Below are 13016 nucleotides of genomic sequence, written 5' to 3'. Positions count from 1 at the left end.
GGTGCAGTGGCAATCTTTACAGACCCCATCAGGGAACACGCTGATTTCGGGCCTGGAGATGCCGAATGGCTGCACCTCCTCGTCGGTGACTGGCAGATGGTGGCTGACTTGGCATTCGCGGACCTCGCTTTGTGGTTCCCGCATCCGGAGTTCGGCTACATTGCCCTCGCCCACGTCCGTCCGTCGACATCTCACACGGTGTTTCACGCGGACTTCGTGGGGGAGGGCATCCGCTCGGATCTGCGTCCGATTGTGGATAAGGCGTGGAACAGCCGCTCGATCGAGCGATCAAGTGAAACAAGCTGGAGCAGCGACATGGCACTCCGTGTCGAGGCTGTCCCCATGGTGCGCAACGGCAGAACACTCGCTGTCGTGACATCCCATATGGACTTGTCCAGTTCGCGCATGCCGTCCAGGCTGGAACTCACGTATCGTCAGTGTGCCTATGACCTCTTGCGGATGGGAACCCTGGGCCTGTGGCCAGACTTCGCATCACCGACGGGCTCCCGCCGGGGAGCCCCGCGAGTCGGCGACGGGCTCATCAGACTCGACGCGGAGGGCATTGTGCAGTACGCAAGCCCCAATGGCGTGTCTGCCTTCCGTCGGTTGGGGGAAGTAGAGTCCCTGGAAGGGCGTTCGCTGGCGGAGGTCACTGCAGGCCTTCTGAAGGACCGGCGGATGGTGGACGAGACATTGCCGTTGGTTGTGACTGGGCGGATGCCGTGGCGCAGTGAGATTGAGTCCAGGGGTGTCAGTCTTTCACTTCGGGCCATTCCACTGCGAGATGAGCAGCAGCGTTTCGGTGCCCTTGTCCTTTGCCGTGACGTTTCGGAACTGCGCCGCAGGGAAATGGAACTTGTTACCAAGGACGCCACCATCCGGGAGATCCACCACCGGGTAAAGAACAATCTTCAAACTGTGGCAGCTCTTCTGCGGATGCAATCGCGGCGAATGGTCAGCGACGAAGCCAAGCAGGGTCTGGAACAGGCTATGCGGCGCGTTGCCACGATCGCGCTCGTCCACGAGACCCTTTCCCAGGGCCTGACGCAGAGTGTCGACTTTGACGAACTGATCGGGCGGCAATTCAGGCTGTCAGCTGAAGTGGCCTCACCGTCCCAGCAAGTGCGAACAGAACGCTCAGGTATGTTCGGCGAGTTGCCCAGCGACTTTGCCACGCCACTGGCGTTGGTGATCAACGAACTTGTCACCAACGCTGTTGAGCATGGACTTGAGGGACGTACTGGAACGGTGTGGTTGCTGGCCGATCGGGCAGATGGCGAAGGCAACGACGAATTCCTGACGGTGACCATAGCCGACGATGGCGTGGGCCTGCCGGATGGCCAGTACACCGAGGGATTGGGCCTGCAAATTGTTCGTACGCTCGTGACCAGCGAGCTCGGCGGGTCCATTCAGTGGAGCCCGCGCGAAGGCGGCGGGACCGCCGTCGAGATCGTCCTCAACCTTGCCCGGGCGTAGCTCCCCAAGCCAGGATTCCTGAATCCCAGGAGAAGCACTTAACGAAGAAGGCCGCGGACCAAGGGTCCGCGGCCTTCACTGTCCTTGGGTTAGGAAGCGCGGCGTGCGCGAGCAGCGCGGCGCTTAAGTGCCCGTCGTTCGTCTTCACTCATGCCGCCCCAAACACCGGCGTCTTGTCCGGACTCCAACGCCCACTGAAGGCAGGTGTCTACAACGGGGCAGCGGCGGCAGACGCTTTTGGCTTCCTCGATTTGCAGAAGTGCTGGTCCCGTGTTGCCTACTGGGAAGAAGAGCTCCGGGTCCTTTTCGAGGCAGGCTGCGCGATTACGCCAATCCATGCTGATCAGTCACTCCATTCGTGAGAACTAGAAGGGCCTTTTGTGAAAACATTCACGAAAGGCTCCAAAGGAAAGGGGCCCGCATGGGCCCCCTTGGTCGTCTGAGTCAAGCGTTTCATGTTAACGCCTTGTAAACAAGGGGTGTTAGTGGTCGAAATGCCCGGAATCCGTGAGCGATGCATCACATCAGCCGCCAGTGCCCTCACTGCTAGATGACTATGTCCGGTAGTGTGCCAGTGTGTCAAGACCTCCCGTGAATCCTGCCCAACCCGCGTCCGGCCCCGACGGAAGCGATGATCCTGATGCGTCGGCGAGCCTCGCAGCACACAGACCTGGTGCCGGTCGCCGTCCCCTGGGAATCGTTGTCATCTCAGTGGTTGTAGCGCTTGAAGCCCTCGCCCTCCTCGGCGCAGCTGCTTGGTACGCATTCGAACTGTTGACCGGCGCGCCAGTGCTGACCTTTTGGGGGGCAATCTTCACTCTTGGGCTGCTGTTGGCCTTCTCCGCCTGGCTATTTGCCGTAGGTCACTTCTTGTTCCGCGGCTATAGGTGGACGCGTGCGGCAGCGTTGGTGGCCCAATTGTTTGTTCTCACCATTGGTTTTCCCACCATGACCGGAGGGCTGGTGTTGCAGGGGTTGGCGATGCTGATTCCGGCATTCGCCGCGATTGTTTTTCTTTTTCAAAAGGACGTCGTGGCTTTTGCTTCAGGTACCGGGGGAGCTACCGGGGCTCTCTAGTCACCGGGCTGGGTCAGCGACACGGCAGCCTGGACACAGCGTGTCACCGGTTCAGTGCCCCTTGGCATGCGGTGGAAAACTTGTGGTGAGTACGCCTTGAAAGGGCGTCGCTTCCGCCCCACGGATGAGAAAGCCGCGGCCCGGGAGTCCGGCCCCATCGGATTCCAGCCTCACTCCGAGTAGTTCGCCGTCGTGGGGTGTTCGGGGGGCTAATACCAAACCCATGCTGGACGCTTGTGCTTCCTTTGCCAGCGGCAGATGATGTAGCAGGGCCGGTCTCGTTGTCGCTGTCAGGATGATGCCCCGGACTTTGCCCACCAAGCCAGCCAAGGCCTGGCGTCCCTGGGGATCAAGCAAATCGGCATCGTCCACCAGCAGGATGCTGTTGGAGGCAAGGGTCTTCGCGGCGGCCTGGGATGCCACTAAGGCCCAGAATGGGCTGGCAGCCGCTGTGTCCGGCGGGTACACCCATGGGACCAAAGGATTCAGGGCGTGGAGCGATGCCAGGACTGAGCTCTTGCCGGAGCGAGGACCACCCAGGATAACGCTGACTCCATCTTCCCGCAGCGGCATGGCCACCGGGAGGGCTTCGTCTCCTCCAACGCCGATCCACAGTGGACCCAACGCACTGCTTTCCGCGGTGCGGGCTCCTACTCCGTTTCCGGCCGCCAGTCCTGAACCTGACCCCGGTGGCAGTCCTTGTCCCAGGTACGCCGCCACAAGGTCGGTGAATTCCTCAGCTCCAAGAAGATTCGGGAGGGGCCGTACCCGGAACGGCGGCTCAGATGAACCCAGGTCACCGAACGGCCAGGGTTCATGTTCCGGAGAAACACGAAACTGAGCCACGGTTGTGTTTTCGTCGGCAACATTTCCCATGACGACGGCGCGGCCGGGGAGGGACTCCATCTCCGGGAGGCGTGGCCAGTGGAATCGCGACTCTTCAGTAGATCCCGACGGAAAGTACGCGCGATTCTGTATCGAGGCAAAAAACCGTGAGCTGACGAGCTCCCGCTCGCCCGAGATCAAAACAGTAACGCCTAAGGAACAACCGTCCCTGATGATGTCCTGCAGAATTGCTTCTGCATAAGCAAATGGCCCACTCCGGAGCGCAGTGGCCCACGAGCACCATCCGCTCACGATTAAGACCAGAGGGGAACGGGCCGGCCCTACTTCGCCGGCACTTCGTCGACACTCCATTTCCGTAGCGAGGCGCTTTAGGACGCGCACTGCGAGGTGCAGTTGGTGCAGGCCCACTCTGGCACCGATTCGGCCTCCCTCGATGACATGGCCAAGGACGCCCATTGCGTCCAGGATATAGAGGTGCGGTTGGGGCTTCTGGGTCGCGAGCATCGCGGACGCGGCCCTGAAGCAGTCCGGCATACCACTCGAGTCGCTGCCGATCATTGCCAGATGGCCGTCTTTGGAAGGTGACCACAGAAGAGGTTCCACAACTTGATGCGTCGGCCTGTCGAGCATCGCCAAGGGGCCCACCGTCCACTGCCCTTCCGCCGTGGACAAGGGGCCGTCCATTCCAGGAAGCTCGTCACGCCAAAGGATCGTTGAGGGCAGGGTTGGGGCTACTGGGCGTCTGGGGAGGGGTTTGCAGAGGCGCTGCCATGCCTCGCGGACTGCTGAAACCACCCATTCGGCTCCAACATCCGAGAAGGAATCGTGTTTCCCGGATGTATTAGCTGCACCAAAAGAGGGCTCCAATGCCTGCGAAGCTGACTGCACGGCTGGCAAGGAACCGTCCCGCCACACGCCACCCACCGTGATGGTCGGGGGAACCGATAGGGACGCTGCCTGGAATTCTTCGGGGCTGCATGAAGCTTTGGCGAGATACGCCCGTCCCGGAGCTCCCACCCCTATGTAGGCAGCAGCCTTCGAATTGATGATGTCCATGGACTCTGACTCAGACTGCACGCGCAGGGCAATGCTTGATGTCACGTTCGCCCGGATGTCGGCGGACAAGGCTCCTTGGGGCCGCTGGGTAGCCATCACCAAATGAATACCCAGGGAGCGCCCGATGGTGGCCACGCGCATGAGCTCGTGAAGAGAGCCAGGGGCTTCGTCAACCAACATGCGAAACTCATCAATTACCAAGACCAGATACGGGATGTTCGGATTGCTGGATAACGCCAGCCGCCGATAGTCGGCGAGATCTGACACGTTGGCCGCAGCGAACAGCTCTTCGCGGCGCCGTATCTCCCCACGCAAGGAAACGAGAGCGCGGTCCAAATGATGCTTGCTGAGGTCCGTCAGCAGGCCAACGGAGTGAGGCAGGCCCGCTAGTGGCCGCAAGCCCGATCCGCCCTTGAAATCAAAAAACAAGAAAGTCGTGCGCTCGGGTGAGTCACTCAGCGCAAGGGAAGCCACAAGTGTCCGAAGAAGTTCGGATTTGCCGGAACCAGTGGTTCCGGCTACCAACAGATGCGGACCGTCCCGCTTGAAGTCGAAGGACAACTGCCCGCCGTGGCCTTTGCCCAGGACGGCGGTGAGGCCGTCTTGCTTGGATGCCGCTGCCCACCTCCGGAGCACTCTGCGCTGCCCGTAAGGGAGCAAGTCAGCGAGTGAACATTCCTCCGGAATCGCGTTGCTCATTCCAACTCCTTCACGGAAAGCTGAACCCCGCACCCTACGGCAGAACCTGTCGAAAACTTCGGCTGGCACGAGATCGGGGACGAAGTGCCGGCGCTCGCCGTCCATCTCCAGATAGCCTGTTGTTCCGGATGGCGATATTTCGATGATGCCGCCGGAAAGCTCAAAGTGAATGGAGCACCTGATGACCCGCCACGCGGCGGTTTGAGCAGCCTTCAAGAGATCGGACACGAATTTTTGATCGGTCGGTGGAACTTCGAGCATGATGAGCATCCCATTCAGCTCGCCGTTCGCACGCTGCAGGGCAGCCAGGACGGTGGTCAAGGTGCTTGTGAGGGTGACCCGGGGCAGGAACCTGGCGCTCAATGGCAACCTTCCTGCCCTGCCAAAGATAATGATGGGCGTTTCCGCCGAGCCCGAAAAGCTAGCCAGTTGCATCAACACGAATCGAATCAACGCTTCCGTGTGATCGGGGTGGCCGCAGAGCGTCACCACGGCATGTTTGGGATTCAAAGTCATTGCCGCGCTGCCTATGGACGGGGATCGGAAGTGGGGATCGTGGGGAACAAGCCGCATGTTTGCTGCGGCCTGGGTGGTGCCGAGCCGGAGCCACACGCCGTCGCCGTGACTGCCGATCCTGGCCGGCCCATTGTTCCCTGCCGGCACCGCAGCTGCAGCGACAACGGCGTGGTCCGCAGCGGGCTCCGTGGCCAGCTGTCCAGTCTTGGAATCGCCGTGTGCTGCCACAATTAGCTCTGCAGCTGAAGGTGAGCACTGCCGGCGTCGTTCAATGTCTTTCTGCACCGCGAGCGCAATGGCCAGTTTGCGTTCCCTGCGGCCCTTTTGCCCAGCGATCAGCGGAACGAGAAGGCTGATCGCTGAGATGGTTGTAAATCCCAAGTACATCCAGATTCCTGTGGCAACAGCCAAGCCGATACCGGCAATCAATGGCAGCCCGGCAGCTAAGGCCATTGCCAGATGGTTTCCGGAGCGACTGACATGAGGTACTTCGAGTGGCACGTCAACCGAACGACCTGCATCAACTGAAATCTCCGGAAGAGGACTACTTTCCGTGACTACGGTGAAGGTGGAATTCCCACACCTCACCAGTGAAGAGGATGTGATGAACTTTTGTTGAACGGGTCGGCCATCCACGAAAACCGGATTCGCGCCCCCAACCGCCCTGATTTTCAGCGCAGTGCTGGAAACCTCCAAGAAAGCCTGTTCCCTGGACATCCCGGTATCCGGCAATGAAATATTGAACGAACCCCTGCCGATGCAGTAGCTGCCTCGCTGAATCCGGAAGACGGAGCCTGCACCTGGTCCTGAATGGGTAAGCAACATCAGGGGCATGGACATGTTGTTCGTGTCTCGTTGCGGTGGAGCACCATCCACAATGACGGCGCCTGAAACAAGCGGCGGTAGTCCGACCGTGAGAGTAGCCAAGAATCGCCCACCCACCGTGAGGACGCCAGTTCCACGCGTTTCTCTGAGAAGCTGCTGTATTTGGGCGCCGGGCGTGCCTTCAGGGAGGGCGATGCTGAGTTCTTCCGGGCTGCCCATTGCTCCAGCGGCTCCGGGGGCGCAGACCAATGTGCACTCCAAGGCCATGGGTTCTTCCTCTGCATCTCGTAGGGTGTTGAACTTCGCGTTAACGAGAATCACGCTACGGCTCTCGGAATTGAAGCGCTGCGACCGTCTTGGCATATGTGGAAAACTCTCGCCAGGGCTCATGCAGAGGCCGCCTTGACACCGGGGCATGGTGTCTCAGCTAAGATGAATCTCGTTGTCGCGTGTGCTCAATGAGGAAGGACCTTCACCGGTGATAGTGGTTGCGGAGAGCGCCGATGTTTCAGACAAGGCGATTATTGGTGATGGATCAAAGATTTGGCATCTGGCCCAAGTCCGCGAGCAGGCCGAGTTGGGTGTCAATTGCATCGTAGGACGCGGGGCCTATATTGGCACCGGAGTCAAGATGGGGGACAACTGCAAAGTTCAGAATTATGCTCTTGTCTACGAGCCCGCAGTGCTGGAGGCTGGAGTGTTCATCGGCCCGGCCGTAGTACTCACGAACGATACTTACCCCCGGGCGGTTAGCCCGGATGGCGGTCTAAAGAGCGCCCACGACTGGGAGCCGGTTGGCGTCACCATTCGTGAAGGCGCATCGATCGGTGCCCGCGCCGTCTGTGTCGCCCCTGTGACCATCGGACGATGGGCCACAGTGGCTGCCGGCGCTGTTGTGGCTAAAGACGTCCCTGATTTTGCCCTGATGGTCGGAGTGCCGGCCAAACGCCATGGTTGGGTCGGTAAAGCTGGTTTCCCGCTGCAGCGCAGGGGCGAAAACTGGGTATGCCCGGAGACCGGCGCCACATATGTTGAACAGAACGATACCCTTCGAGAGGTAGAGGCATGAGCCCCGAATTCATTCCCCCCGCCAAGCCCATCATCGGTGATGACGAGCGCAAGGCAGTAGAGGCCGTCTTGGTTTCCGGCCAACTCGCACAGGGTTCGGAGGTTGCATCCTTTGAGCAGGAGTTCTCTCAGGTGCTCCTCGACGGCCGGGCTGCTGTGGCGGTTAACTCCGGTACTTCCGGACTGCACCTTGGCCTGTTGGCTGCGGGGATTGGCCCTGGTGACGAGGTCATCGTTCCGTCGTTCACGTTCGCGGCCACGGCCAACTCCGTAGCCTTGACGGGGGCCACGCCCATCTTCGCTGACGTGGACCTGGACCACTACACGCTTGATCCGGCCTCCGTCGAATCAAAAATTACGGACCGCACGGCCGCCATCATGCCGGTGCACCTCTATGGCCACCCCTTCGACGTGGACGGCATCGGCGCCGTTGCATCCAAGCACGGCGTGAAGGTCTTCGAAGATGCAGCCCAAGCACACGGTGCGGCTGTCAACGGTCGGAAGGTGGGTACGTTTGGCGACTTCGCCATGTTTAGTTTGTACCCCACGAAGAACATGACGTCCGGCGAAGGCGGCATGGTCAGCACCGGTTTGGTCGACGTCGAGCGGCGGCTTCGGTTGCTTCGTAACCAGGGCATGGAGCGCCAGTACGAAAATGAGCTTGTTGGTTTCAATGCCCGCATGACCAACATCCATGCTGCCATTGGCCGCGTGCAGCTGACCAAAATCAATGCTTGGACCAAGACCCGACAGGAGAACGCGGCCTTCTTCGATGCAAACATCGAAGGCGTCGTCACTCCCAAGGTCTCTGAAGGCTACGAGCATGTTTACCACCAGTACACCATTCGCATCGCTGAGGACCGTGACGGTTTCGCCAAGGCGCTGCGTGAGGAATACAACGTGGGCTGTGGCGTGTATTACCCCATCCCCAACCACCGTTTGGCTCCATTCCAGACTTCTGATGACCTCCCCGTCACGGAGGAAGCTGCGGCCAGCGTCTTGTCGCTGCCTGTTCACCCTTCGCTGAGCCAGGACGACCTTGATCGCATCGTGGCTGCGGTCAACGCCATTGCGAAGGCAGGAAGCTAGTGGCAAATCTGCGCGCAGGCCTCATCGGACTGGGGATGATGGGCCGCCACCACGCCCGCGTTATTCGTGAACTTGAGGGCGTGGACCTTGTAGCCGTGGCTGACTCCTTCGGTGATCCTCACAACGTAGCCAGTGGGCTCGAAGTGTGCAGTTCGGTTGAACAGCTCATCGAGCAGGGCATTGATATGGCCGTAGCGGCCGTGCCAACGGTGCTTCATGAGGAAGTGGCGCTGCGGTTGGCTGAAGCCGGCGTGCACTGCCTGGTGGAAAAACCCATTGCCAACGATTCCGTTTCGGGCCGCAGGATCGCCGAAGCGTTCGACTCGCGGGGATTGATCGGCGCGGTTGGTCACATCGAGCGATTCAACCCGTCATTGCAAAGCCTCCGCGAACGGCTCGGCAACGGCGACCTCGGAGAGGTCTACCAGATCTCGACCCGCCGCCAGGGGCCATTCCCTTCCCGCATTGCCGACGTTGGTGTGGTCAAGGACCTCGCAACTCACGACATCGACCTCACTGCATGGCTTGCACAGAGCAATTTCGTGAATGTGGTTGCTCACACCACCTCCAGGAGCGGGCGCGAGCACGAGGATATGGTCACAGCGATTGGCCACCTCAAGAGCGGCGTAGTCACCAACCACATCGTCAACTGGCTGTCGCCCATGAAGGAGCGCACCACCGTTGTTCTGGGTGAACGCGGCGCATACATCGCGGACACTATCTCGGCTGATCTGACGTTCATTGAAAATGGCACGTTCCAGACAGATTGGGATTCCATAGCGGCATTCCGTGGGGTGTCCGAGGGGTCATCCACACGCTTTGCGCTGGCAAAGCGCGAACCGCTGAAGATGGAACACGAGGCCTTCCGTGATGCTGTCCTCGGAAAGTCCATGAACATTGTCACAATGGCTGAGGGGCTTGAGACCCTTCGCGTTGCCGAAGCAGTGCTCGAGTCCGCAGGGACAGGCTCCGTGGTCTCGCTCTAGACATGGTTCTTTTTGCAGTATTTGAACGGGAGGCTGGCTATGGGCCAGGCCTCCCGTTTGTTTTTTGCGGAACATTTGCTGCTTTGCTGCCATGCGCCGCCGAATCGGGGAACGATCGCAACGTCGGGTAGCCTTGACCAGTAGACGTGGGCATCTCTGTGCCCGCACGCCAATACACAGGAGAGTTTGTGAACGCTGATCTCGTCGTCGTCGGCTCGGGTTTCTTTGGCCTGACCATTGCAGAACGCGCCGCTACCGAGTTGGGGCTGAAGGTTGCGGTGCTTGATCGCCGCCACCATATTGGTGGAAACGCCTACAGCGAGAATGAGGCGCAGACCGGAATTGAGGTGCACCGCTACGGCGCGCACCTCTTCCACACCTCGAATGAGCGAGTGTGGGAATACGTGAACCGGTTTACCAAGTTCACGAGCTACCAGCACAAGGTTTACACCAGCCATAAGGGCGAGGTGTACCCTATGCCCATCAACCTGGGTACCATCAACCAGTTCTTCCGTTCGGCCATGAGCCCCACCGAAGCAAAGGCACTCATCGCCGAGCAGGCTGGTGAACTGGCGGGAACAGACCCCCAGAATCTCAACGACAAGGGCATCCAGCTCATCGGCCGTCCCCTTTACGAGGCCTTCATTAAGCACTACACGGGAAAGCAGTGGCAGACGGACCCGAAGGACCTGCCGGCTGAAATCATCTCGCGACTTCCCGTGCGCTACAACTATGACAACCGCTACTTCAACGACACCTACGAAGGTCTCCCGGTAGACGGTTACACGGCTTGGATTGAACGCATGGCGGATCACCCGAACATTGAGGTCGTCTTGAACTCGGACTTCTTCGACGACGGTGAGTACGGCCGGTCCTCTGTCCTCGGACAGGTACCCGTTATCTACACGGGTCCGGTTGACCGCTACTTCGATTATGCAGAAGGCGATCTGTCCTGGCGTACGATCGATCTCGAAGAAGAGGTCTTGCCCATTGAGGACTTCCAGGGCTGTTCGGTCATGAACTACCCGGATGCCGATGCCGCTTTCACACGCATCCATGAGTTCCGTCACTTCCACCCTGAGCGGGACTACACCAAGGACGCCACCGTCATCATGCGCGAGTTCTCGCGTTTTGCTGAGAAGGGGGACGAGCCGTATTACCCCGTCAACACTTCTGACGACCGTCAGAAACTGCTGGCTTACCGTGATCTTGCCAAGGGTGAGAAATCGGTCCTGTTTGGTGGCCGCCTTGGAACGTACAAGTACCTCGACATGCACATGGCAATTGGTTCCGCCTTGTCCATGTTCGACAACAAGATCAAGCCGCACTTCACCGGTGGCGCCAAGCTTGAAAGCGGGGGAGTAGACGCATGACCGCTACAACAAACGAAAGCCAGGAGATCGCCATGACGGCCACCACTGCCGCTGAAATCCCCGCTTCGACGGAACAGAACCTGCGGATTGTCCAACGCGTGATTTTCCCGGCCAACCGTGACCTCGACACACTGCCCCTATACGTGGATCCTGACACCAACAAGGTCCAGAGGAGCGACAGCAGCGCCGATGTTCAGGCGATCGGCATGGCCAGGAAACTCCACCCGGAGGACATCTTGGACCGCGGCTCTGTCCAGGTGCGCCGCGGTGAACGTCTTTCATTCGGTTCTTACTTCAACGCCTTTCCAGCAAGTTACTGGCGTAAGTGGACCATCGCCACCAAAACCGTGCTTCACATTGAAACCGAGGGCGAAGGGACGGTTATCGTTTACCGCTCCAACGCTCGTGGCGCATCTCAGCGTGTCGACTCGATTCTGGTCGAGGGCGCTTCCGTCAATGATTTCGAACTGACGCTGGCGCCGTTTGGCGACGGCGGCTGGTACTGGTTCGACCTCATTGCGGGCGGCGATGGCATGACGTTGAAAAGCGCTCATTGGGCGGTCCCCGATGAAGGCCGCGCTCAAGGCCGCGTGACGCTGGGCGTAACAACGTTCAATCGCGCCGACTACTGCCTTGAGACCATCAAGTCCATTGATGCTGACGCTGGTCTCCGGGAAATCCTGGCAGAACTCATCATCGTGGACCAGGGCAATAAGAAAGTTGCCGACGAAGCTGGCTTCGACGCAGTTGCGCAGTCCATGGGTGATCAACTTCGGATCATCAACCAGGGCAACTTGGGCGGCTCGGGCGGTTTTGCCCGGAACATGTACGAGATGGTCGTCTCTGACAAGAGCGATTACGTCATGTTGCTGGACGACGACATCGAGCTGGAAACAGAGGGTGTCATGCGCGCAGTGGCGTTTGCCGACCTCTGCCGTAAGCCGACCATTGTTGGTGGCCACATGTTCGATATGTACAACAAGTCCGTCCTGCACGCCTACTCAGAGGTAGTCAACTTCTACCGCTTCCTCTGGGGTCCTGTGGAAGGACTCGGCAATCACGACTTCTCCACCGCAGGTTTGCGGTCCACTCCGCAACTCCACCGTCGCTGGGACGCTGACTACAACGGCTGGTGGATGTGCCTCATTCCCAAAACCGTTGTGGAAACCATCGGATTGTCCCTTCCTGTGTTCATCAAGTGGGACGACGCTGAGTACTCCCTTCGTGGCCGCGCAGCGGGCTTCCCCACCGTGACCCTTCCCGGAGCGGCAGTCTGGCACGTTTCCTGGGCTGACAAAGACGATTCAGTGGACTGGCAAGCCTACTACCACGAGCGCAACCGACTTATCGCGACACTCTTGCACTCCCCGTTCCCCAAGGGCGGACGCATCCTGCGGGAAAGCTTGAACACGGACGTCAAGCATCTGGTGTCAATGCAGTACTACCCGGAGCAAGCCCGTGTTATGGCTCTCCGCGACGTTCTTGCCGGACCAGGGGACCTGCACAAGCAATTGCCCACCATGATGCCGAAGCTCCGCGCCATGCGTGAGGAGTTCCCGGACTCGCAGGTTAAGACCGACCCTGCCGCCTTCCCGGAGGTCTTCCTCAAGCGTCCCCCCAAGAAGCCCCAGTCTTACAAACAGCCAGGCGCTTTGGGCCTGCTTCCCTGGGCGGTTAAGACTGTCCTTAAGCAAACGCTGGCTCCCGTCCGCGATACCGCCAAGACCAACCCTGAGGCTCACGTGGCTCACCAGGACGGTAAATGGTGGAGCTTGGCGCACCTGGACAGCGCAGTGGTGTCCAATGCAGACGGCACCGGTGCTTCATGGCACTTGCGGGACCCCAAGATGGCCCGTCAACTCGTGGTTGAATCGGCTAAACTCCATGCCCAGCTCTTCTCCAACTGGGAGACCCTCCGGGCGCAATATCGTGAGGCTCTTCCCGAGATCACCTCCATGGAGTCGTGGCGGGAAACATTTGAAGCTTCGGAGCCCAGCAAGTAGCA

The 13016-nt window shown here is 59.7% G+C and carries 9 protein-coding genes; 7 read left to right on the top strand and 2 right to left on the bottom strand.

The annotated features are described in order from the left end of the window. Positions 1-6 precede the first annotated feature (6 nt). Positions 7-1476 carry a sensor histidine kinase gene (locus tag ACIQTW_RS03645; RefSeq protein ID WP_402933770.1) on the top strand — a complete coding sequence of 490 codons (1470 nt, stop codon included), beginning with the start codon at positions 7-9 and terminating at the stop codon, positions 1474-1476. Positions 1477-1565: 89 nt separating this feature from the next. Here ACIQTW_RS03645 and ACIQTW_RS03640 read toward each other — a convergent pair whose 3' ends face one another. Continuing rightward, a complete protein-coding gene (locus ACIQTW_RS03640; protein WP_015937605.1) occupies positions 1566-1814 on the bottom strand; it encodes a WhiB family transcriptional regulator in 249 nt (82 codons plus the stop codon). A 238-nt stretch (positions 1815-2052) separates the two neighbouring features. Between ACIQTW_RS03640 and ACIQTW_RS03635 the strand changes: the two genes are divergently transcribed. Next, the gene (locus tag ACIQTW_RS03635) at positions 2053-2553 is read left to right on the top strand and encodes a hypothetical protein (protein WP_402933767.1); all 501 of its coding nucleotides are present in this window, start codon (positions 2053-2055) and stop codon (positions 2551-2553) included. Positions 2554-2604: 51 nt separating this feature from the next. Here the strand turns inward: ACIQTW_RS03635 and ACIQTW_RS03630 are convergent, their stop codons facing one another. Beyond that, complete coding sequence (locus ACIQTW_RS03630; protein ID WP_402936212.1) at positions 2605-6714, bottom strand: FtsK/SpoIIIE domain-containing protein; 4110 nt, start codon at positions 6712-6714, stop codon at positions 2605-2607. Positions 6715-6946: 232 nt separating this feature from the next. On the opposite strand from ACIQTW_RS03630, the gene ACIQTW_RS03625 reads away from it, so the two are divergent. The 5 genes from ACIQTW_RS03625 (at position 6947) to ACIQTW_RS03605 (ending at position 13014) form a co-directional block, all read left to right on the top strand. After that, complete coding sequence (locus ACIQTW_RS03625) at positions 6947-7564, top strand: acyltransferase (protein WP_402936210.1); 618 nt, start codon at positions 6947-6949, stop codon at positions 7562-7564. Further along, a complete protein-coding gene (locus tag ACIQTW_RS03620; RefSeq protein ID WP_402933764.1) occupies positions 7561-8652 on the top strand; it encodes a DegT/DnrJ/EryC1/StrS family aminotransferase in 1092 nt (363 codons plus the stop codon). The genes ACIQTW_RS03625 and ACIQTW_RS03620 overlap by 4 nt, the downstream gene beginning before the upstream one ends. Continuing rightward, positions 8652-9638, top strand: a complete 987-nt coding sequence (locus tag ACIQTW_RS03615; RefSeq protein WP_091468545.1) for a Gfo/Idh/MocA family protein — start codon at positions 8652-8654, stop codon at positions 9636-9638. The genes ACIQTW_RS03620 and ACIQTW_RS03615 overlap by 1 nt, the downstream gene beginning before the upstream one ends. A gap of 188 nt (positions 9639-9826) precedes the next feature. Further along, on the top strand, positions 9827-11011 hold the full coding sequence (gene glf / locus ACIQTW_RS03610; RefSeq protein WP_026005450.1) for a UDP-galactopyranose mutase: 1185 nt from the start codon (positions 9827-9829) through the stop codon (positions 11009-11011). After that, on the top strand, positions 11008-13014 hold the full coding sequence (locus ACIQTW_RS03605; RefSeq protein ID WP_402933760.1) for a glycosyltransferase: 2007 nt from the start codon (positions 11008-11010) through the stop codon (positions 13012-13014). The genes glf and ACIQTW_RS03605 overlap by 4 nt, the downstream gene beginning before the upstream one ends. Positions 13015-13016: the final 2 nt, after the last annotated feature.

This window comes from Paenarthrobacter sp. NPDC090517, from assembly GCF_044769165.1.
Classification (GTDB): Bacteria; Actinomycetota; Actinomycetes; order Actinomycetales; family Micrococcaceae; genus Arthrobacter.
This window is presented reverse-complemented; position numbering and strand designations above follow the sequence as displayed.